This is a genomic window from Trichocoleus sp. DQ-A1, from assembly GCF_039961955.1.
In the GTDB taxonomy this organism is placed as follows: Bacteria; Cyanobacteriota; Cyanobacteriia; order Cyanobacteriales; family FACHB-T130; genus FACHB-T130.
This window is the reverse complement of record NZ_JAMPKE010000008.1, coordinates 43,232-64,159: the sequence shown is the minus strand read 5'-3', so window position 1 is coordinate 64,159 and position 20,928 is coordinate 43,232. Positions and strand designations below refer to the sequence as shown.

The following is a 20,928-nucleotide window of genomic DNA, read 5'->3' as shown; positions in this document are numbered from 1 at the left end:
TCTTAGTTTTTAATTTTTAATTAATCCTCCAAATCCCGTGCCCTGCGGATAGTATCTGGCAACACCCCCACCAACAGCGCAAAGGCATCGTCAGGTACTTGCGTCAGCGTCTCCGTGCCAAAGAACTGCTTAAACTGTTCGAGGATCTTCTGTGCTCGTTGCAGCGGCACGGGGTTATCCGTAATTTGTTTCGTGAGTCTAATCCACTGTCTCCGAATCAAATAAGCATTCTGCCGTTCCTGAGCGGATTCAGGAGTTACCAATGACAAATTGCCCACTGGCAACACCCATTTCGCATCCACATCAAACAATCCGCCCACAGCCGCTCCTGGCCCAGCAAACTCTGCATGGTAGTGTTTGTAGAGGATCAAGCCATTCCGACGGCGACTATTCACGATCAACAGATGTTTATCATGCAGCTGATTAAGGATATCAGACGATTCCTCGTCAGGGTTCGGGCTTTCATTATTCATGCCATTAGAGCCTTGAGAGCGGGCGACACAGGTAGGGCTTTGATTGGCATCCGCTTTGTATAGGACAGTCTGGTAGCGCTGTTGGTTGTCGCTATCCATGTCAACTCTTACTGCTATATTTTTTCTTTGGGCATGCACCCGAACCGGAAGTACAGAGGCAAACCCAAGTCTGTTAGTTCTGGATGGATTGCAAGCTTGAGATTCAGTTTGCCATCTATTATGTATGTAAACAATAATTACATTATCAAAACATTTGACATTAGTATAAGTCACCAAGCGGTAATTCTTAATTTTATTTTATGGCATCTTGTCCGAGCGTAGAAAATACAACAGCCAGTAGTCGCCCACAACCTCACTGTATTGGGTATTCTTCAATAATCTACCCCCAAAAGTGACAATTGTTTAAAGTTAATGTGAAGTTGCGACAAGCAAGAGTCACTGACTGATTTAAAGACTGATTGAATTGATTAAACGTCTTTTCTAGCTAGCAATTTTCAACCCAATCATCCTCAAATCTAGAGAATCTCAGGGAGGCGAGGGGAAGGTTATTTTAGCTTCCACAAGGCAAGTGTTTGTGCAAGAACAGCCGTCGAGGACGCCCCAGCAGCCAGTCACTCCAGCTGGGATCGCTATGGTGCAGGTGATATCCCGCCTTCAGATAAAGCTGCCGTGCCTGATGATTATTTTCTAACACGTGCAGGTAGAGGTCGCAGAATCCCCATTCCAAAGCGGTTCGTTCGCAGCGCAGCAGTAACTGCTGCGCGACTCCCCGTCGCCGACACGACCGGTGGACAGCCAAATTCGAGATGTAAGGATATTGAGAACTCCACGGTTGCCAGGAACAGGGACGAAGCCCCATTTCAACCGTCCCCACCACGGAATCAGCATTTGTTCCTTGGCGTTCTTGTGCTTTTGGGGACGGGGATGAATCCTCTCCTCTCCCCTGATTGGTACTACCCGGAGCGACAGCGGCTAAACAGATGTAATTCGGAGGAATCAAGCGCAGTCGATTGCGTAAATCTTCGTAAATTCCTAGTCGAAATAACGGATAGGCCAAAGCCCAAATTCCTGACCGAGGGTGAAAGCTATCTGCCAGGATCTCGGTGAGGCTGGTCACATCATTTTGGTGGGCTGCCCGGATGATAAAGTGAGAGGCACCATTCGGTTGTGCGGCTCTTTCAGGTTGGCGGTGCAAGAGTGGAAAGCAGGGATTCACAGCCGAGCGTAAATTGGATATCTAGCAGGTTTCATCCTAGATCATTTTGCAGTGATTTTTGCAGGTTTAAGATCGGGGTACTGGAGCAAAATGAATTAACTGGGAAGATTGACAAGTTGCTGGGCTGGAGAGTTTCTAGGTTGCCCTAGCCGGGAAGAATGCCTACCTTAGGCAAAGCTTCTTTTGTTCCAGCAAGGATACTATTGTACAAGGAGTGCATCGGCCTAGGGAAAATTGGCATCGGACGGTAGAGCCAGCATCGCTATCCTGTCCGGAGCAGCAGCGCTCGTCCAGGTATTTCTCTAACAGCCTGTTATCGATCAATTTCGGAGCAGGGGATATGGAAGCGCGATCGCAGTAGTTATAACTGAGATCCACGCCCAAACGTTAAAGTCAGAAATGAAGAGCGGGTATTTTAAATAAAAAGTAAGTGACAAGTGCATTTTCTCCCCAAAAAGTTATTGAACTGGGTAGGTTCGTTGTCAGTCGTCTGACGACCATAAGCATTGCCTACACCCTACCCCGATTTCTCAGGAACCGCTGTTGGGTAGGACCAAGGCTTCCCCGCAAGGGGAGCGGGGAGCATGAGCCAGAACCGGGGTGTTTCTCGAAAATCGACACCAGAAGGTACAGCAGTACTGAAACTGAAAAATTAAGATTAATTAGGGTGCAACCAGGCAATTTCCACAGCTTCCGGATTCGGAAACAGTGGGATGCGGATAGTAGCTTGGATAGGGAGCGTCTATCTTTATCTCCCATCTGCTTTTCCATCTCAATCGCTGGAATAATCTGTGCATGAAATGGAGACTGTTTTGCATTTGCATGGGCGTAGGCATGAGCTGCACCATACTACAGCAGGAGAGCGGGGCATGAAATCCCAAGCCAGTAAAAAGCCCAAAATTCTGGTCGTCGATGACGAACCCGATAACCTCGACCTGCTCTATCGCACTTTTCATCGAGAATATAAGGTACTCAGGGCAGATAACGGCCCTGCGGCGCTGGAGATTCTGGCGCATGAGGGGGATGTTGCCGTGATCATCTCGGATCAGCGGATGCCCCTGATGAGCGGCACAGAATTTCTCAGCCTCACCGCCACCCAGTACCCAGATATTATCCGGATTATTTTGACGGGTTACACCGATGTGGAAGATTTGGTGGAAGCTATCAACGCCGGAAAGGTCTTCAAGTACGTCACCAAACCCTGGGATGCAGCTGAGCTAAAAGCGCTGGTGCAGCAGGCAATGGATACCCACAACGTTTTGAAGGTTCGGACTGAGGAACTATGCCGGACGCTGCGCCGCGAATCGCTGCTCAATACAGTCACGAATACCATTCGCAACGCCCAGTACCGGCGGGGCGGTTCGCCCCTTCAGCAAGTCCTCCAGACGATTGTGGAAACCGTGGGTCATATGCTGGAGGTCAGCGTGTGCATTTTGCGTCCCTTCCAGGAAGACGGGATGGCAGATGAAGGATTCATTTATCAGCGACAAGAGGCAAAAGGCAAGCGGCAATCCTCAGGACTCATCATTTCCGAACTGAGTCCATCGTCAGGACAGAGAACGGCAGGACAGAGGACGGAGGAAGAAGGCGGGAGTCAGGAGTCACTAGAATATACGGCTCCGTCTTCAGTTTTGCTCCCTGAGTCTTCTTTGGGAGAGAGCGAGACTGGGCAGCACAATGAAGATCCCCACTCAGTCTTGAGTCTTCAGTCCTCAGTTCTCAGTCAGTTAGTGTGGGAAACGCACGATGTAGAAGTCATTAATGATGTCGAAACAGATGAGCGACTTCCAGGCGATACCCCTGTAATTAGGCAACGCCTAGAGGCAATGCGACAGGCAGATATTCACTCTAGCTTGGTGGTGCCGCTGTATTGCCAACTGGAATTGATGGCAGTTCTGGCGCTGCACCAGTGCGGACAGCCGCGCGTCTGGCAGGATGATGAGATTCAGTTGGTGGTGATGGTGGCGGATCAAGCGGCTCTGGCTCTTTCCCAGGCGCGGGCTTACGAACAGGTTTCTCGACTTGCACAAAGAGAGGCCCTTGTCAATACGATTACAACGGCAATCCGCTCTAGCCTTGACCCGCAGGACATCTTTGCAGCAATTACGCAACAGTTGGGACAAGCCTTGCAAGTGGATGGCTGTGCCCTGTCGCTGTGGCGGAGAGAGGATGAGTTTGTTCAGTGCGTGGGCTTGTATGACGGGGCAGAAAGCCTGGTGCTGGATACATCGGTGAGCGAGGACCCGATTTTCTCCAGTACGAGCGAAGCATTTGTCACCAAAATGCAATTAGCTCCGCATCTCGGCAATCATACTTCGCTGCAAGCGAAGAATCCTCAATTACCCCACTCGGTTGTCCCAATTGCCGGAAATCCGGTGTTGCAACAGCTGCTAAATACACAAAACCCCGTGGCAGTCCACGATCTGGATCGGAACCCCGAAATGAACGGGTTCGATCTCCCTCTGCGGAGTCCGGCGCGGGCGCTGTTGGTGGTACCGTTACTCTCCGATGGTCAGATTATTGGTAGCATTACCTTGCGCCAAACGAACCGACCTCGCCGCTGGCACGCTTCAGAGGTTGAATTAGCGCAGGCGGTGGCAGCACAGGCAGCGATCGCAGTCACGCAGTCCCGACTGTATCAAAAAACTCGGCAGCAGGCGGAGCGGTTACTGGAATTAGACCGGCAGAAAACCGAGTTTTTCCAGAACGTTTCTCACGAATTTCGCACGCCGCTGACTCTGATGCTAGGGCCGCTAGAGTCAGCGGTCAATCAGCATCAGGATATGCCCTACGACCAAGCTGCGATCGCCCTACGCAACTCCCGCCGCTTACTGCGACTGGTCAATCAACTGCTGGATATCCAACGACTCGACGCCGGTCGAATGCAAGCCAGTTTCCGTCCTTGTAACTTAGTAGAATTTATCGAAACCATTGTCGAAGCTTTTCGCCCCTACTGCGAGAAAAAAGGCTTGCAGCTGACACTCGAAATGAAACCCTGTCAGCCAGTTTATTTAGATTTAGAAAGATTTGACAAGGTACTCTACAACCTTCTCTCCAATGCTATGAAATTTACCGAAGCGGGAGGTACGATAGCCGTGCTAGTGCAACCCGCTGGAGATCATGTCCGAATCCAGGTTTCAGACACTGGCATTGGCATTCGCCCGGAACAAATCCCCCATCTGTTCGAGCGCTTCCGTCAAGCGGAAGGGTCAGTCAACCGCTCCTATGAAGGCAGTGGCTTGGGTTTAGCGCTGGTGAAAGAATTGGTGGAACTCCACGGCGGTCAAATTTCTGTCGAGTCGGTTTACCGAGAAGGCAGCACCTTTACCGTTTGGCTGCAAACTGGAACCGCGCACCTACCGCTGGATCAGGTGTTGGAAGTGCCAACTGAAGTCCAATCCAATCGCGCTGCTGTGGAATTGGCAGATTTGGAGGTGGAAGAAGAAACTGGAGACTGGGAACTTTTGAGACAGGATGAAGCAGCATCTTCTCCGAATTCACTACCTACGGAGTCGCAACCACTATCCGCCTCAAGCGTCAATTCCTCCGTCATTCACACCGTTTTAGTGGTGGACGACAATCCAGATTTACGAGCTTATGTGTCTCGGATTTTGCTAAATGATGGCTATCAAGTTTGCATGGCTCGCAACGGCAACGAAGGATTCGCCGTCGCGAAGGAAAGGCGACCCGATCTGATCGTGACGGATTTGATGATGCCCTTTGTGTCCGGTTTGGATATGATTCGGATGCTCCGAGAGAACCCAGAACTCAAGGGAACGCCGATTATTTTGCTCACTGCCAAAGTAGACGAAGATACTCGCATTGAAGGCACTGAGAGGGGAGCCGATGCTTATCTGGCTAAGCCATTTAACGACCGGGAATTGTTAGCGTTAGTCCACAATTTGCTAGCGCTCAAGGAAAATGAGCGCCGAGTGGTGGAGCTGAATTCTTACCTGACTGAGTCGGTGCTGAAGCGCTTTTTACCTCCAACGATGGTGCAGAAGGCGGCAAAAGGCGAACTGAAGCTGGATTTGAGTCCGGAACCTAGGTTGGTTACGGTTTTATTTAGCGACATCGTGGGTTTTACCAGTTTGGCAAATACCTTACGAGCGCGACGAGTGGCTGAGTTGCTGAATGAATATCTAGAAGCAATGACCAAAGCCGTGTTTGATAACGGTGGCACGGTGGATAAGTTTATGGGGGACGCAATTTTAGCGCTGTTTGGTGCCCCAGAGGAACTGACACCCAACGAGCAGGTACGACGGGCGATCGGTGCGGCGCGACAAATGCACGCTTCTTTGGAGCAACTCAATCAGAAATGGTTGGAGGCAGGCATTGTTGGCACGAGCGATCGCGCACCCGTCCAGTTTCGCTGCGGCATTCACCAAGGAACCGCCGTGGTGGGAATGTTCGGAGGCAATCAACGGTCGGATTACACGGCTATCGGCCCTAGCGTGAATATTGCCTCTCGCCTTCAAGAAGCAGCGGAGCCGAATTGTATCCTGGTTTCTGCTGCCGTTGCCGATTACCTGGACGAGCAGGAAATGACCAAGTGCAGCCCACTCAAGCTCAAAGGCATCGATGAAACCGTTCTCACCTTTGCGGTTGAACTTAAAGAAAGTGCTGGGGACTGAATAAAGTGCTGAGTCCTCAGTCCTCAGCACTGTTCTCCGCTTTGCGCTTATCGTTGTGGGTGGCGCTGATTTCCACCGTCTTCGTCGCGATCGCAGGGGGACTGCTGGGCTACCTATTGGCACGTTACCGCTTTCCCGGTCGAAACTGGGTGGATGCTATCGTTACGCTGCCCCTAATTTTGCCGCCAACTGTGGTGGGATTCTATCTGCTGGTTCTCTTTGGACGCCAGGGGTTAATCGGACGCCCTCTCTACGAGGCGACTGGTTGGACGCCCATTTTTACCTGGCAAGGCGCAGTCTTAGCGGCAAGCATTATGGCATTACCGCTGATGGTAAAAACGACAAAGGCAGCTTTAGAAAGTGTTGACCCTGTTTACTTACAAGCCGCTGCTACATTGGGTCAATCGAATCTGCAAACCCTCTGGCGCGTTTGGTTGCCTTTAGCCTGGAAAGGTATCCTTGCGGGAATTGTTCTGAGTTTTGCCCGCGCTTTAGGGGAATTTGGGGCAACTTTAATGATTGCGGGGAATATTCCCGGTGTTACGCAAACGATGCCAATGGCAATCTACGAAGCCGTTCAGTCGGGACGCGACAACATCGCCTTGATTTTGGTGGGGATTCTCAGTTCGCTGTCTCTGTTCATTCTTTTTCTGACAAATTTTCTGGAACGTAGCGGATTTAGGTGAACGTCTACTGTTTCTAACAATAAGAGTCCTTCAAGTTTTGAGAATGGCACTACCAAACCAGCGTCCCAACGATCCGGCTCAGAGTCCCACCACTCGGCACTTACATCTTGTTAGCGCATCAACTCCACCTCCTTTAGAGAAGTCAGATGCGATCGCCTCCCAGCAGCGAGTCGATGCCCGGAATCGGTCTACATCGTCCACGCTGTGGAGTATTTACACCCTAATTTCTGTAATTGTCCATGTATTAGGAATGTGGATGTTGCAGCGGGTCATCATGGGAGCTGCCAGCGTCGATGTGGCTACGCAACCCATTCCCGTTGAGCTGACTACCACCGTTCCCAATTCTGAAGATAGGTTGGAGCCACAAGCGACCACTCCCCAACAGAGGCAACAGAGCGATCGCAACTTTAACGTTTCAGACGGAAACCCAGTACAGCAGCCGATTCCCCAAGAAAATCCTCCAGTAAATTCTCAACCGAGAATTCAACGCTCTTTCAGAATCCGTTTAAATCCTTTCCCTCAAGCTCAAAACCCTGCCGCTAACTCGCCTTCTACCCCGCAAAGACAGCAGCCGAACTCTGATGTGGTTGCGACCAGACCGAGCATCCCTACACCCGCTCCGCGCCCGCCATTTGTGCCGCAGCAAGCGCCTGAAACGGGTCGTCCCTTGGGGTCATCCTCCCAAGATGCGGGAATCCCCGTACCTGCACCGCCATCTCAACCGCAGCCATCATCGTCCCAACCCGTCGAACCAGCCCCAGCACTCACCCCTCCCCCAGCACCTCCCGTACAGGCAAGCCCAGCCCCAGCTCCCATTCCACCCGCACCGCCTGCTGAGGAGGCACAAAGCGCACCGGCACCCGCGCCCGCAGCCCAAGGGAAAGGCGTTGTGGCAACTTTGTTCAATGTCCGCTCTGGTAATGCTGGCGCTGATGAGCCGAACCAATTAGCCGTACCGCAGCAACAGCAGAAACAAATTCCCGACCTTGATTATCCGCTGCTAACTGGGCAAGCTCCCGAACAACCTATCGTCTTGCAAGTTTTATTGTTGATTGATAACACGGGTAAACCGTCAGTTCAGCGAGTGCTGCAAGGAAGCGGAAATTTAAACGATTCGCAGTTTGTCAATGAGCTAATTCAAGGCTGGAGGTTTCAACCTGCTTACATGGGAGGTGGAGCCGTTGACAGCTTGCTGGAAGTCTCTATCCGAATTTCTCCTCTCTCCCAGTGAAAAAATGCACGCCTCCCCTACTCAAGCTCTAAAAAATTGTGGTATACTAATCTAGTTATGGTTTGACCATACCTCAATTTGCGGGTGTAGTTTAGTGGTAAAACCTCAGCCTTCCAAGCTGATGATGCGAGTTCGATTCTCGCCACCCGCTTTTCCGAAACCTAGATAAGTCAAAGGATGTAACAATCCAATAACCCTTAAGTAGAAGAAATTTTGGGTATAAAGATTAGGTTTAGGTAGGAATCTAGGTATTAGTTGTAAGACAATCTTTACTACTAAAATTAAGCGAAGTTTTCAATGCCCTTTTATATGACTTTGTAAGGCGCTTCAATTCAGTTAGTCACCTTTCTAGACAGAGACCGAGAATTGTATTTATTTTATTGAACCATTAAACGGCTGAAAGGCTCATATGATAAGGGATTTCAGGCTATCCCAAGAAAAAGCCATAAAACCACATTCAAAATATTTTAGGTACTAGATGACCTAAAGTAAATTTCATGGCACTTTAAAGGGATTATAGGTGCTAAGTAATTTTACTCAATATCAATAATTATGCTTTTGAAAACCATGAAAACAGTAAAACTACTCAAAGGATAATTTAAAAGTAGAAGATTCCTAGTGTTTTAACTGAGTTATTTTTAAGCTGCAAAAGTTATGGTTTAGCAACAGCTTAAAGTAATTATATAAAAAATGAATATTTCAGTTTTGCAAGAAGCACTCGAATCACTAATTAATACAATTATTAGTTCTGATCCAGAAGAAATGAATAAATACTTAAATAAAATTCGTTCGGAAAATCCTACTTTAAGTAAAAGGGGGATTGCCGAAAAAATAATTCATGAACAATCTATTAATAGTGGTTTATTAGGTGCTGTTACTGGATTCGGAGGTTTAGTTACTTTACCCGCAACTATTCCTATAGATATAGTTAAATCTTGGAGAATTCAAGCTTTTACAATTCGCTGTATTGCTGAAGTTTATGGGTATAGCTCTCAGGCTAATGATTTAAAAACAGACATTTTTCTGGTTTTGTCTAATGGTTCTATAGAAGAGTTAAAGAAATTAGTAATCGCAGAAGCATTAAATTCAGCGCCCAAACACGCCTTAAAAGCTTTAGGAAATGTAAAACGATCAATTATTGAAGTAACTGCAAAGGCAAGCACAAAGTATGCTGCTAAAGTTATTACTAAACATGGTGGAAAAAAAATAGTTAAATACACTATGAAAGGAATGTCAAAACATTTGGTTAAAGCTTTATGGAAAGTAGGAGGAAAGAAAGCAGTAGAAAAGTCTGTTCAGAAAACACTTGGCAAAGCAGTTCCGGTGATTGGTGCAATAGTTGGAGGTAGTTTAGATTGGGTTTCTACACAAGCTGTAGGAAAGTTAGCAATTGAGTATTATGAAAACTCAACTCCTGAATGGATAGATGAAGTTTTAAGCTTATGTGTAGAAGAAAATAGGGGTTAAAGATGCTTGCATTTTTCATTCATGGGGTTGCTACAAGACATGATAAGTATGCTTTTGAATTAATAGAGAAAATCAGAGATGATTTTGATAAAAGAAAACAAACTAAACCTTATTTTTTTTGTAGTCAATGGGGAGGAGTTTTAGAAAATACACCCCCACTTTGGAAATGGGTTCAGCAAGATTTAAATAATTTTTGCAATAATTCTAAGATCGATTTAGGAGATGTGTTTCAGTATAGTCAATATCGTGAATTCTTTATCGATCAGTTTTTTGGGTATCTGTTCACTTACCTAAATACAGAGAATGGTATGGAGATTAGAAAAATTATTGCATTACAATTATTTGAGTTTTTAAAAAAGCATCCTCAAGAAACAGAACTTCATTTAATCGCTCATTCTTTAGGAGGAGTAATTTTATATGATATTTTGTTTTCTGATAAATATGGAGCTGACGATCCAGCATTTTATATAAGAAATATGATAAAAGGTTTAAGTGTTTCTAACGGTACACCAAAAGTTTATCTTAGAAGTATTACTACAATGGGTTCGCCTATATTACTTTTTAATTTCATGTTAGGTATCCCACCTGAAAATCTAAAAAAGTTTGCTAGTAGATATTTAAAACTACCTTTAAGATGGATTAATTTAATTCACGCTTCTGACGTTTTTGCATATCCTCTTTCTGCAAGTTTAAATATTGATTCATCCTGTAATCTCTTTTTTAGAGATAAGTTTATTGCATCTCACAATCTTATTAAAAAAGTTTCACAACCATTTTTTGGTTTAGCCGGATTATCTATGGCTAAAGGATTAACAAGTTCTCATACGTCTTATTGGAATAGAAGTAGGGTTGCTCGTTTAATTACAGCTAATATTTTAGGAGACTGTGAATTTATAGATTCTGTAAGTCCTTATAGAAAACATTTTTGATTTCTGGTGTTCGTCATCAACAATGTTTTTAGATTGGTAAATTTTATGATTCGCCAAAGTTAGACTTTGAGTTTTAAAAATCCATCGCTGATGCTGCCGTTGATGGTGTAGTTCCAGAGGGATACTTGCGATCGCCTGCCCAAGCCTATCAAGATGTAATCGCTTGGCTAGAGAAGCTAGAAACAGGCGTCCAAGTCATCGCCCGTCCGAAGATTGTAATTCCGATTCCCGATAACGACCCAGCAGACGTGCAGCGGCGGTTGCAGCGTTACGGCGACTTTTCCGCCATGAACCGCCACTGGAACCAAACCCGAAGCGAAACTACTCACCATCGCCTACAGGAGAATCCAGAGGAGTGGTCGAAACATCATACTTTATACACTGAGTCAAGGAAAAATTGGGCGGTCATCCCTTATGAAGAGATGATTCGCTGGTGCCAACAACGTAGCGGCTACACTATCGGTGATTTCGGTTGTGGTCAGGCGAAGCTGGCTGAAGCGGTTTCAGATCGCCATACAGTTTACAGCTTTGACCATGTTGCTGTGAATCAGGAAGTTATTGCCTGCGACATGGCTCATGTTCCCCTTGACGATCAAAGGCTTGATGTAGCGATTTTCTGCCTGTCACTGATGGGAGCGAACTTCACCGATTACCTGCGGGAGGCGAACCGCACTCTGAAACTGGATGGTCAGCTTCATATTATCGAAGCAACTTCAAGATTTAGCGATCGCGCTCAGTTCCAAACTGACCTAGAGGCTTTAGGATTCATTGTTGTCAGCGTTCAGGATGTATGGAAATTTACCCATATCCGTGCCTTGAAGACTGAACTTAGACCTCAAGCCACAAGAGAACTCCAATTCTAGGGCATTATTGCCGTCACACGGTCTAACGAGCCAGGGTTTCAGCATCGCCAGCCTAAAAAAACAAGGCAGACTCCTGCCTGCCCTATATAACATCAAGAACAACCCCTGCGGAGTTGCCCTGATGATGAGACCCTGCATCCGCACTCAGCAGATATTAGGGCGCTCAGTCTTGAGCAAATACTATTTCCTTAGTCTTTGCCGGTAATGCCTTCCAGAGCTTTCTGAACTTTTTGTTCAACTGATTGGACGCCTTGCGAATTTTCGTTGGTACTCATCTTCTCAGCATCAGCAGATCCTTGAATTTCATTCAGACCCTGCTGGGCTTCCTTCTGAGTCTCCTTAAGCGAATAGGGGTCTTTCAGAACCGCCTTTTGTGATTTCTCTTCAATCTTCGTCAGATTGGCTTCTCCGTCTCCGGGGCGACTGTTGGTGCCGCTATATCCTGCGGGGGTTTTTGTGCTGCTGTAGGCTGGAGTTGCATAGCTGAACAATAGTAAAGCGCAAAAACAAGCAGCGATCGCCATACGCACTGGACGTACCCAAGCAGACAGGTTGAAACGGATCGATTTCATAGAGTCCCTCTCTCCTAATTTGTCGAAATTAGCACTATTAAGATTTGTTGATCGGATTCAGACGAAACAACTGCCTGAACGACCTCTCTTATTTGCTCAAATTTTGGAGCTTCTGACATCTGTACCTAGGTATACTTGCAATAAATCTTTAGAAAAGGCAATAGAAGTCAATAATTTGGCTTAACTTGGCGATAAAAACTGAATTTTGGGTAATAGTGGGTCTTCAACCACACCAATTCCCTTAAATCCCCACCGTTGCAGCAACCCTTTTACCTGGCTTCCAGAGATTGACTCAACAGCGAAGCGATCGCTGACATCTGGGGCATGGGCGTTGAGATAGCTTAGCGCATCAAAATGTTCGCCAAACATCAACAAATAGCCAGAGCTACTGGTTGAAGAACTTGTATCGGGTTGAGCTAAAAGATATTGACCATCAGCTCTCGAACGAATTAGGTAATAGACTTGGGAAAACATAGAAAATGCAAAGATAATAGGCTAATCCGTAATTGAGAATTGGACGGGAAGAAACCATTAGCCATTTCCTCATTTAAGATTTTCCAACTTAATTCTCGGATCGGCTACTTTTAGCAACAAATCAGCGATAAGATTGCCGACAATCAGCATCACCGCTCCCATAATTAAACTTGCCATGACTAAGTAAATGTCTTGGATAGTAACTGCCTGTAAAATCAACCGTCCTAATCCCGGCCAATTGAAGAAAAATTCGGCAATAAATGCCCCACTTAACAAACTGGCAAACTCAAATCCTAAGAGCGTTATTAGGGGATTAATCGCATTGCGGAGGGCATGAACATAAATCACCCGGTCTTCGGGGAGTCCCTTGGCACGAGCTGTCTGGATATAGTCTTGGCGGAGAACATCGAGTAATTCTCCCCGGGTAATTCGCTGCAAACCTGCAAAACTGGTGACACTCAGCGCTAGGGTGGGTAAAATCATGTGCCAACCGATATCCAAAATTTTACCGAACCAGGATAAATCAGCGTGATTGATGCTGGTTCTGCCACCAACTGGAAATAGGGGTGAAGTGTACTGGGCGAAAATTAGCAACACCAGCGCCGTGATGAAGCTGGGAAACCCTTGTCCGGCGTAGCTCAGCACTTGCAGGAGGCGATCGCTAGCGCGATTTTGGTTAACCGCACCGACGATCCCCAGTGGAATCGCGATCGCCCACGTCAGAATCACCGATGCGATCGCGAGTTCCAATGTCGCTTGGATACGCTCCCACAACAGCGACGACACCGAACGCTGATAGACAAAACTCGTACCAAAATTGCCATAGCGCAAAATCTGCCACAGCCATCGTCGGTACTGTTCAATTGCTGGTTTATCCAAACCAAACTGTTGCCTGAGTTCCTCAATTCGTTCCGGGGAAATTTTGGGATTCTGCCTCAAAGTATCTAAATAATCTCCCGGAGCCATCTGACTAATTGCAAAACTCAGCGTCGAGGCTAGAAACAAAGTTAAAATTGCTTGTAATAGCCGTTTCGCCACGTAGAGAAAAGTTTCACTCGTGACCAGCCTTTTGAGCCAATTCAGACTAGCCGTTAACCCATTGTGACCTGAAGAATTTCTAGTAGAAGTCATGAAATATAAAATCCTATATCGCCAAATTTTTTGTAAGTTGCTTATGGCTAATTGTTTAATAGCTGGTTTTCCATTCGCTATTAGCCATTAGCCATTAGCAGTTGCTCCCTAATACTCAACCAGCGTCACAATTGGCACATCAGGAAGTCGTTGACGCCCACCTAAATCTCTTAGCTCGATGATAAATCCAAATCCTACTAAGGTGCAGCCAATTTTCTGTACCAGCTCAGCCGTTGCCGTTGCCGTTCCACCCGTCGCGATCAGATCGTCCACAATCAAAACACGGCTTCCGGGATGTAGAGCATCTTGATGCATCTCTAGGCGATCCATCCCGTACTCTAATTCATACTCAACCGTGTGAACGGCACCTGGTAACTTTCCAGGCTTCCGGACGGGGATAAACCCAACTCCCAGTTTGTATGCCAGAGGTGCCCCAATAATAAAACCCCGCGACTCCATCCCAACGACGTACTCTGGAGACAACTGGGCGCACTTTTCGGTTAAGGTTTCAATGGTGTAGCGCAGTCCTTCCGGATCTCGCAGTAGCGTCGTTATATCCCGAAACAGAATTCCTGGTTTAGGAAAGTCTGCAATGTCGCGTATCAGAGACTTGAGATCCATAGCAGCTCGTAAAAAGAGGGTTGTAGGTAAACTCGGTATCCGTTGCATCACAGAGGCAGGATCTCCCCCGGATGTGCAAGGATATACCTGGAAAATCGTACACTAGAAGGCTGCACGGTTTTGGAGCATTCCTAACACTCAAGAGCCAGCGGGCAGCTATTGAAGCGTGTGAGTAGTCGTATCTATATGATTCAAGTACAACCACCTCCAAAATCATCCACTTGCCCGAAGCTTCAATCCCGATCGCGACACCCTGATTTTAGTAAAATCCAGCTGGGCATATAAATAATCGGATAGCAGATGGACACAAATGTAACCGTCAAAAGTCATTGATTTCCATATGCAATTCGTTGTAGCCCGTGCGAGCCATCAACCAGTTCAACTGTCCTGCTATTTGGAATGAATCTTTCTGTGAGCGTAATGCCATTAAACAGTCCTCCACGAGAGTCAATGCCGCTGATTTTAGACAATCTCCCTGACCCACCGATTTCGTCGTCAAGTGGGTGTCCGCGTCGAACTCGGCTACAAATTGACCTGATGCTACTAGCAATAGAAGCCCTGGAATTGGGAGGGTCTGAAGCAATGCTGACAGTGGCGAAGGATTTGGAACTCCAGGGAATTATCAAAAATCGAGTACACCTTTGGCGAATCCGAAGCAGCAACCCGCTACGACGATCTTATACACGCCGTTTGCTAACCCTGGATGAAGCCAAAGCGATGGTAATCCTAGTCTGCCATCTAGCACGGCGGTTAACCGTGTTGATCCGGCAGCTGCTACTGGCTTATCAACAACTGCGTGACAAGCAGGTGCCATTAGAACATCATTTTCGCTTGTCTGAGTATTTAGAAAGGTTCCGCGCTCACTTCCGGAGCCGAATGAATCCACGACGCGCTGGTGTCGCCGCCTATAACTCTGATGAGAAGTTAAACAATCTGGCTATTGAGCTGTTAAGCGAGCTGCTATTTTGTACGGGAACGTCTGGAATGCAAAGATTTTGGAGCAGCCTTTTTGATGGAGAAGTGTAACTTTCATAGAAAAGGAGTAATCGGTAATCAAGAATAAGAGTGATGAGCATTGATGTTGCGTTTTGAGACGAGAAGAAAGTTCTTAACTTAAAAACTCAATCCTCAAAACTTAAAACTTTTCCCGAATTACCAGTTACCAATTCCCAATTACCTATTAGTTTTTCCCCGAATTACCAGTTACCAATTACCAATCACCAACTGAAAATGACTATTCGCCGTCCGTACAGTCTGCCTAACTGCACGCTGATCCTAGAAGGGTTAAGCGATGCTACAGCTGCTGGTCAGGTGGACACCCGACCCTTAATGTCTATCCTGGTTAATGCTGAGTGCCATTTTGCGGGTAAGGAGAAGCCATTAACGGGAGGACGTGACTTTTTTGAAAGCCTGGTGACAGCAGCCAGCAACTATGCTCAAGAATTCTTGAGTGGGGTGCCTCACTCCCATAGTCTGAAAGACAAGCCAAGCTTAGTGCAGTTTCAGAAAATAGATGCCCATCTGCATCGGTTAATTGTTCAGTCGCCTGGAAATAGTAGCGACTCGACTCATAGTGGGGCATCCAGTGGGACAGCCACAACCCTCCAAGCGAGGCAAGTTGATATCACGACGGTACAGCTGTTTGATTTGGTGGAGGCGGTGGATCAGTTCCTGGCTGATGGTCGCACCCTGCCAGACATCATGCTGTCAATCGCGCCGGTTCCGAAACGCTATGCGAAGGCTGAAGTGCCGGTGGCACAACGCGCCGCACCAGCAGCAGTTGGGGTCACGAGTTTGGCGTTGGCAGCGATCGCGTTTTCTAGGGTTCCCCCTCCCGAAGTCAAGAACCTCAAAGATCCCTTGCCCCAGCCCAACAGCTTAACGACGCCTGCTAGCCCTGTCTCGTCCGAGCAGCCGACAGCAAGCCCCACGTCATCTAGCGCTGAAGCTACCGACTTGGAAACCCTGGTGACAGCAGCACCAGAGCTGACCGATCCCACCCAGTTGTACTTCTTACAACGGAAACTGCAAAACAACATTTATCAGAAGTGGACGACCCGCCGCCAGTTTCGGCAAGACTTAGTTTATCGGGTGGGCGTAGGGAAAGACGGAGCTGTGGTGGGTTACAAGCCAGTTAACTCAGCCGCACGCGATCGCTTAGAAGAAACTCCGCTCCCAGAATTGCTCTATATCCCTGCCACTGGTAGCGACATCAGCAAAGAACCCCTGGCTCAGTTCCGGGTGGTATTTACTAGACGAGGCGTCCCCCAAGTGAGTCCCTGGTATGGGTATAAAGAAAAGCCCAGCCTCGGTCCAGAAATTACCGACTCAGCTCAGATAGAGGGTTTAGAAGCTCGGCTTTCCGAACAACTCAAGCAAAATTGGCAAGCCACTCCCAGTTTTCCACGGAGCTTACAATACCGTGTCGCCGTAAACAAAGACGGTGTCGTCGCCGATTACGAGCCACAGAATCAACCAGCCTTTGATTACGAGGATGAAACGCCCCTGCCTAAATTATTCCAGCCGAGCAACTCCCCAAACGCTGTCCCCCAGGAACCCCTCGCCCAATTCAGAGTGGTGTTCGCACCCAACGGCACCATCGAAGTTAGGTCGTTGCAGAGAAATTGAGAGCAGTCAATAGTCAGGAGCCAGTTGTGAGGAGTCAGTTGTTAGCCTTTCCTCTAAACACTAACAACTAACCCCTCACAATTTACTTAACGGGTTTAACAGGTTTCTTGACCTGAAAATAAGCCTCCAAAACTTTTAACACCATTGGGGCTGCTACCTTACCGCCGCCGCCTCCAGAATGTTCCGCAAACGCCACAACCACAATCTTTGGCTTGTCCGCAGGCGCATAGGCACCAAACCAGGCGTGAGACAGTCCTGGTGGAGCCTCTGCCGTACCACTCTTCCCGGCAACCGGGGGTAGCGTTGGCGCATTCACCGCTTTTCCAGTGCCGCTAGTCACAACGCTCCGGAGTCCTTGGCGCACCACCCTTAGCGTTTCTGGTTTCATATTCAAGGACTCTCGCCAGTTTTTGGACGCCTCATTATCTTTGAGCAGGTGGGGTTTAACTCGATAGCCACCATTTGCCGGAACCGCAAACATCACGGCAACTTGTAGCGGCGTCGTTTGTAAGAAGCCCTGACCAATGGACATATTCACCGTGTCTCCGATAGTCCATTCCTGCTTCAATCGCTTCTCCTTCCAGGCTGCATCCGCAACCAACCCCGGCAATTCTTCTGAAGCTAACTCAATCCCCGTTTTTTGACCAAAGCCATACTTCCGAGTCCAGTCAATCAAGGTGGGACCACCTATTCCTTTACCAATCTGATAAAAGAAAGTATCGCTACTCATCGCTAGCGCCCCAACAAATCCCAAGGGGCCAAATCCAGCATGGTTCCATTCCCCAAACCGAATCCCACCGACGGTTAAGTAAGGATAGGTTGCTAATACCGTATTCGGAGAATATTTACCCGATTCAATCGCAGCGCTCGCGGTGACAATCTTGAAGGTACTCGCTGGTGGAAAGACTCTTAAAGCGCGGTTGACGAAGGGGTTGCCCTTACTTTGTACTTTCTTCCAAGTTTCTGGGGTGATCCGCTTAGAGAAAACGTTGGGATCGAAGCCTGGGCGGCTGACCATTGCCAAAATTGCCCCATTGTTGGGGTCCATTGCCACGATTGCGCCCTTGCGATCGCCCAATGCCCGCTCCGCAGCCTTCTGCAAATCCAGATCCAGCGTTAACTGCACATCCTTCCCAGCCTTCGCCTTTTTCTGACCAAGAATCCGCAGCACTTGACCCGCACCATCTACCTCAACTTGTTGACCGCCCCATTCTCCCCGTAGCGGTTTTTCAAAAGCTGCCTCCACACCCATCTGACCAATCACATCACCCAAGCGGTAGCCTTGATCTTTCATCTTGGCTAGCTCTTCATCGTTCATTTCCCCCGTATACCCTAAGACGTGAGCGCCCACCTCAGCGTTGGGGTAGTTTCGTACCCCTTCAATATCCACCTCTACGCCCTCTAGTTGGCTCCTGTACTCTTCAAGTGCCGTAATTTGGGCAGGATTGATGTCACGAGCAATTCGTAACAGCGAGGTCGAGGTATAACCGGCTTTTTCTAGTTGCTTTTGAATTTCTTTCTCAGGAACATTTAACAGTTCCGAAAGGCGGCTGAGGGTAGCAGGCCAATCCTTCTGCTTGCGGGCGATGGGCCACAAAAAAACCGAGTGAGACAGCCGACTGCTCGCCAAAACTCTTCCCTTGCGGTCGAAAATGGTGCCTCGGGCCGGCTGTTTGGGAATCAAACGAATCCGATTGTTTTCTGCCAGCTGTCGGTTACGTTCCCCCTGAACCACTTGTAAAAAAACTAAACGAGCGCCAATCCCACCCGCCAAGAGTAAGGTAACGAGCAACATGATAATTACAGATTGGAGACGTCGACCCACAGTTCGGGGGGTGGATTGACGCCCAATTGAGGAAGACCGAGCGATTAAGGTCATAGCAGGAGGCTGAATAAATTGGCTCTAAACAGGGAAACAAAAGGTATTTTGAGTGGGCGGCAATTCACAGAGGGATTGCTCCTACATAGTGTACCGTCACACTTCAATAAGATGAACTGGAGGTGTCCTGAAAATGGGTGCCGTGGAAATAGCATCCAGCACAGAGCGGGAATCACTTGTACTTTGTCATGTACTTTTTCAGGTTCAACGAATCAAAGAATGGCAAATTTTTAAGCGAATCGCAATCGGACTGAGTCCGACAGCTAAAATAAACCAAAGTTAGCAATCAACGCTCAACCAAGCATCACCGGCTCAGCCTTCACAAAACAGACGCGACGGCGTGTGTTGAGCAATTCAAACCTCTGTGGGGCATCGCCACTGGGAATCATCAACTATGTCTCAAACTTCTTTAGCAGAACAACGCTCTCCGGAGACTACAAATGAACTGGATGTGGAACTCCGCAAGGTTTTTAAGGTATTCAATGGAGAAACAGCAGTCCGGGGGGTTGATCTGGAGATCCACCGAGGAGAATTTTTCAGTATTTTAGGCCCCTCTGGCTGTGGCAAGACCACAACTTTGCGCTTAATGGCTGGGTTTGAAACTCCCTCGGCAGGAGAGGTGCTGATTCAGGGGCAGACGATGAACCATGTGCCGCCCCACCGGCGTCCGGTGAATACCGTTTTTCAGAGCTATGCTTTGTTTAGCCATCTGAGCGTTTGGGAAAATATTGCTTTCGGATTGCGAATTAAAAAGCGACCCAGGACCGAAATTTCCGAACGAGTGCAAGAAGCGCTGAAGCTGGTCAAAATGGAAACCTATGCTAACCGCTTTCCTTCCCAGCTTTCTGGGGGACAACAGCAACGAGTGGCTTTAGCACGGGCGCTAGTGAATCGTCCAGCGGTGGTTTTGCTGGATGAACCTTTGGGGGCATTGGATTTGAAGCTGCGTAAACAGATGCAGGTGGAATTATCCAATTTACATCAAGACCTCGGTTTGACGTTTGTGATGGTGACGCACGACCAGGAGGAAGCGCTAAGTCTCTCCGACCGGATTGCAGTCATGCGCGGGGGCAAGATTGAGCAAATTGGTTCGCCTACTGAAATCTACGAGCATCCCAAAACGCCATTTGTGGCGGATTTCATTGGGGATACCAATCTGTTTGAGGGGCGGATTGAAGCTTCTGACTACTCAACGCTCAAAGTTGTAACCAAAAGCGGTTTGCCAGTTGTGGTGCAGCCGTTGGAGCCTTGGGATGAGATTGGTGTCCAGGAGGTTGTGGTATGCGTGCGTCCAGAGAAGATTCAACTGAGTCTCTATCCGCCAGCGATGCCAATCAACTGCTTTGAAGGTCGTCTGAAGCACGTGATGTACATGGGAACTCATGTTCATTATGTGGTGGAGTTACTTTCAGGCGATCGCTTAACGGTTCGGCAGATGAATACTGTGGGAATTGAGCCTGCCTTGCATACTCCTATCTATGCTCACTGGGCAGCTACCGATTGTCTGGCAATGAATGCCTAGAGACAATGCAGCGATCGCTATCCGTGCGTCTCCCGACATTCCCAGAAGCGACCGGGCTGAATCCAGTTTCTATAAGGGTTAGAATCTCATTGTCAGACCAGTGCGATCGCTTGCTTTCGGGGAACCCGGTCAACCCATTGGTCGTTGGATTGAGACGCCGGAAGCGATCGCTTCCGGCTACCACCAAACATTAAAAAGTATTCATTCCCATCGATGACTGCCAGCCCTTTGCTGCACTGATTTTGCGCTCCTTTCTCCCAGAACTTGACAAATTGACTCAGCGACCGATTCAATCACTCCGGGGCTATCTCCTCAAAGTCAGGATGACGACTGGAAATTTGAGAAACCCCTACAAATCTAATGTTTGCCTGTCAAAATACTGACGCCCGAACTAGGTGAACCGCTCCCTATAGAGCAATCTGTAAGATACTGTTAAAGAGAAATTAAAAATTAAAAATTAAAACTAAAAAATCACCTTGATAGTTTTTAATTTCCTCTTCTAAATTTTGACGATTGACGTGCAACTTTGCTGAATCCCGTGCCTCCAACTGCTCAACGGACGAACCCACAACACTCAACACGACGTAGGTTTTTACAAACGT

17 protein-coding genes and 1 tRNA gene are annotated in these 20,928 nt (G+C 47.8%); 10 read left to right on the top strand and 8 right to left on the bottom strand.

Annotated elements, in window-relative coordinates; translation table 11 throughout:
• Positions 1–20: 20 nt before the first annotated feature.
• Both NDI33_RS10285 and NDI33_RS10280 read right to left on the bottom strand, forming a co-directional pair.
• Positions 21–572: a hypothetical protein gene (locus NDI33_RS10285; protein ID WP_190414951.1), complete on the bottom strand. Its 552-nt coding sequence runs from the start codon at positions 570–572 to the stop codon at positions 21–23.
• Positions 573–1,023: 451 nt separating this feature from the next.
• Positions 1,024–1,689: a GNAT family N-acetyltransferase gene (locus NDI33_RS10280; RefSeq protein WP_347275835.1), complete on the bottom strand. Its 666-nt coding sequence runs from the start codon at positions 1,687–1,689 to the stop codon at positions 1,024–1,026.
• Between the two features lie 869 nt (positions 1,690–2,558).
• Here NDI33_RS10280 and NDI33_RS10275 point away from each other — a divergent pair.
• From NDI33_RS10275 to NDI33_RS10245, 7 genes are all read left to right on the top strand, one after another.
• The gene (locus NDI33_RS10275) at positions 2,559–6,323 is read left to right on the top strand and encodes a response regulator (RefSeq protein WP_190672183.1); all 3,765 of its coding nucleotides are present in this window, start codon (positions 2,559–2,561) and stop codon (positions 6,321–6,323) included.
• 5 nt (positions 6,324–6,328) lie between these two features.
• Positions 6,329–7,009, top strand: coding sequence for a molybdate ABC transporter permease subunit (gene modB / locus NDI33_RS10270; protein WP_190672179.1), 681 nt, complete (start codon positions 6,329–6,331; stop codon positions 7,007–7,009).
• A 43-nt stretch (positions 7,010–7,052) separates the two neighbouring features.
• Entirely contained in the window at positions 7,053–8,240 is a 1,188-nt protein-coding gene (locus NDI33_RS10265; RefSeq protein WP_190672175.1) for a hypothetical protein, read from the top strand.
• A gap of 80 nt (positions 8,241–8,320) precedes the next feature.
• A tRNA-Gly gene (locus tag NDI33_RS10260) sits at positions 8,321–8,391 on the top strand.
• A gap of 539 nt (positions 8,392–8,930) precedes the next feature.
• A complete protein-coding gene (locus tag NDI33_RS10255) occupies positions 8,931–9,707 on the top strand; it encodes an EcsC family protein (protein WP_190672171.1) in 777 nt (258 codons plus the stop codon).
• Positions 9,708–9,709: 2 nt separating this feature from the next.
• On the top strand, positions 9,710–10,636 hold the full coding sequence (locus NDI33_RS10250; protein WP_190672168.1) for a hypothetical protein: 927 nt from the start codon (positions 9,710–9,712) through the stop codon (positions 10,634–10,636).
• Positions 10,637–10,761: 125 nt separating this feature from the next.
• Positions 10,762–11,499, top strand: a complete 738-nt coding sequence (locus NDI33_RS10245) for a methyltransferase domain-containing protein (RefSeq protein WP_190672165.1) — start codon at positions 10,762–10,764, stop codon at positions 11,497–11,499.
• 188 nt (positions 11,500–11,687) lie between these two features.
• Here NDI33_RS10245 and NDI33_RS10240 read toward each other — a convergent pair whose 3' ends face one another.
• The 4 genes from NDI33_RS10240 to NDI33_RS10225 form a co-directional block, all read right to left on the bottom strand.
• Complete coding sequence (locus NDI33_RS10240; protein ID WP_190672163.1) at positions 11,688–12,071, bottom strand: low temperature-induced protein; 384 nt, start codon at positions 12,069–12,071, stop codon at positions 11,688–11,690.
• Between the two features lie 180 nt (positions 12,072–12,251).
• Positions 12,252–12,545, bottom strand: coding sequence for a hypothetical protein (locus tag NDI33_RS10235; protein WP_190426066.1), 294 nt, complete (start codon positions 12,543–12,545; stop codon positions 12,252–12,254).
• Positions 12,546–12,614: 69 nt separating this feature from the next.
• Entirely contained in the window at positions 12,615–13,676 is a 1,062-nt protein-coding gene (locus NDI33_RS10230; RefSeq protein ID WP_190537037.1) for an ABC transporter permease, read from the bottom strand.
• Between the two features lie 108 nt (positions 13,677–13,784).
• Entirely contained in the window at positions 13,785–14,297 is a 513-nt protein-coding gene (locus NDI33_RS10225) for an adenine phosphoribosyltransferase (protein WP_190426067.1), read from the bottom strand.
• 399 nt (positions 14,298–14,696) lie between these two features.
• On the opposite strand from NDI33_RS10225, the gene NDI33_RS10220 reads away from it, so the two are divergent.
• Positions 14,697–15,323, top strand: coding sequence for a DUF3038 domain-containing protein (locus tag NDI33_RS10220; protein ID WP_190414961.1), 627 nt, complete (start codon positions 14,697–14,699; stop codon positions 15,321–15,323).
• 204 nt (positions 15,324–15,527) lie between these two features.
• Positions 15,528–16,925, top strand: a complete 1,398-nt coding sequence (locus NDI33_RS10215) for a DUF4335 domain-containing protein (protein ID WP_190672160.1) — start codon at positions 15,528–15,530, stop codon at positions 16,923–16,925.
• Positions 16,926–17,007: 82 nt separating this feature from the next.
• Here NDI33_RS10215 and mrdA read toward each other — a convergent pair whose 3' ends face one another.
• Positions 17,008–18,804 (bottom strand): penicillin-binding protein 2, encoded by a 1,797-nt coding sequence (mrdA, locus tag NDI33_RS10210; protein ID WP_190414963.1) that lies wholly within the window; start codon positions 18,802–18,804, stop codon positions 17,008–17,010.
• Between the two features lie 394 nt (positions 18,805–19,198).
• Between mrdA and NDI33_RS10205 the strand changes: the two genes are divergently transcribed.
• Positions 19,199–20,326, top strand: a complete 1,128-nt coding sequence (locus NDI33_RS10205; protein WP_190528887.1) for an ABC transporter ATP-binding protein — start codon at positions 19,199–19,201, stop codon at positions 20,324–20,326.
• A 92-nt stretch (positions 20,327–20,418) separates the two neighbouring features.
• Here the strand turns inward: NDI33_RS10205 and NDI33_RS10200 are convergent, their stop codons facing one another.
• Entirely contained in the window at positions 20,419–20,619 is a 201-nt protein-coding gene (locus NDI33_RS10200; RefSeq protein WP_190672157.1) for a hypothetical protein, read from the bottom strand.
• Positions 20,620–20,928 lie beyond the last annotated feature (309 nt).

Excerpts from the sequence above, each read along its gene's own strand:
- NDI33_RS10285 (WP_190414951.1), bottom strand. The coding sequence starts at position 572 with ATGGATAGCGACAACCAACAGCGCTACCAGACTGTCCTATACAAAGCG.
- mrdA (WP_190414963.1), bottom strand. The coding sequence starts at position 18,804 with ATGACCTTAATCGCTCGGTCTTCCTCAATTGGGCGTCAATCCACCCCC.
- NDI33_RS10255 (WP_190672171.1), top strand. The coding sequence starts at position 8,931 with ATGAATATTTCAGTTTTGCAAGAAGCACTCGAATCACTAATTAATACA.
- NDI33_RS10220 (WP_190414961.1), top strand. The coding sequence starts at position 14,697 with ATGAATCTTTCTGTGAGCGTAATGCCATTAAACAGTCCTCCACGAGAG.
- NDI33_RS10265 (WP_190672175.1), top strand. The coding sequence starts at position 7,053 with ATGGCACTACCAAACCAGCGTCCCAACGATCCGGCTCAGAGTCCCACC.
- NDI33_RS10250 (WP_190672168.1), top strand. The coding sequence starts at position 9,710 with ATGCTTGCATTTTTCATTCATGGGGTTGCTACAAGACATGATAAGTAT.
- NDI33_RS10225 (WP_190426067.1), bottom strand. The coding sequence starts at position 14,297 with ATGGATCTCAAGTCTCTGATACGCGACATTGCAGACTTTCCTAAACCA.
- NDI33_RS10230 (WP_190537037.1), bottom strand. The coding sequence starts at position 13,676 with ATGACTTCTACTAGAAATTCTTCAGGTCACAATGGGTTAACGGCTAGT.
- NDI33_RS10235 (WP_190426066.1), bottom strand. The coding sequence starts at position 12,545 with ATGTTTTCCCAAGTCTATTACCTAATTCGTTCGAGAGCTGATGGTCAA.
- NDI33_RS10240 (WP_190672163.1), bottom strand. The coding sequence starts at position 12,071 with ATGAAATCGATCCGTTTCAACCTGTCTGCTTGGGTACGTCCAGTGCGT.
- NDI33_RS10205 (WP_190528887.1), top strand. The coding sequence starts at position 19,199 with ATGTCTCAAACTTCTTTAGCAGAACAACGCTCTCCGGAGACTACAAAT.
- NDI33_RS10215 (WP_190672160.1), top strand. The coding sequence starts at position 15,528 with ATGACTATTCGCCGTCCGTACAGTCTGCCTAACTGCACGCTGATCCTA.
- NDI33_RS10275 (WP_190672183.1), top strand. The coding sequence starts at position 2,559 with ATGAAATCCCAAGCCAGTAAAAAGCCCAAAATTCTGGTCGTCGATGAC.